The sequence below is a fragment of the Oleiphilus sp. HI0066 genome (assembly GCF_001635725.1).
This window is the reverse complement of the sequence record NZ_LWFH01000986.1, coordinates 1-587: the sequence shown is the minus strand read 5'-3', so window position 1 is coordinate 587 and position 587 is coordinate 1. Positions and strand designations below refer to the sequence as shown.

At 47.7% G+C, this 587-nt stretch carries 1 protein-coding gene; it reads left to right on the top strand.

From position 1 onward, the window contains the following. Window positions 1–587: cadherin-like domain-containing protein (locus A3738_RS11110; protein WP_156504214.1), on the top strand; the 587-nt coding region annotated here is incomplete at both ends.

Genomic DNA, 587 nt, shown 5'->3' with positions numbered 1-587 from the left:
TTCACCGATAATGGAGATGACACATATACCTTTGCACCGAATGAGAACTTCAATGGTAATGTCACCGTCGACTTTACCGTGTCTGATGGTCAGGGTGGTACCGATACGGCCCAAGCGAATATCGTAGTTGTTCCTGTGAATGACTTCCCTGTTTCAGGTAACTTGGCGTATGCAATTGATGAGGATGGAAGTATCACACTGAGCCAAGAACAGCTCTTGGCGCAAGCGAGTGATGTGGATGGTGATACGCTCACGGCGTTGAATCTACAGACAGCCAATCCGGAACTGACGATTACAGATAATGGTGATGGGACGTTCACGCTGACACCGGCTGCAAACTTCAATGGTGATCTCGATATTAGTTTCGATATATTCGATGGTGAAGCGACAGTCGCAGCCAATATCGATTTGACAGTGAACCCAGTGAATGATCTGCCGGTCGCGCAGGATCAGAATTTCCAGATGAACGAAGACGGGACGATCACGCTTACAGATGAGGATCTGTTAACGGGAGCATCGGATGTTGATGGTGATACGCTGAGTATCTCAGATGTTACATACACAGGTACGGATGGAATCTTCACCGA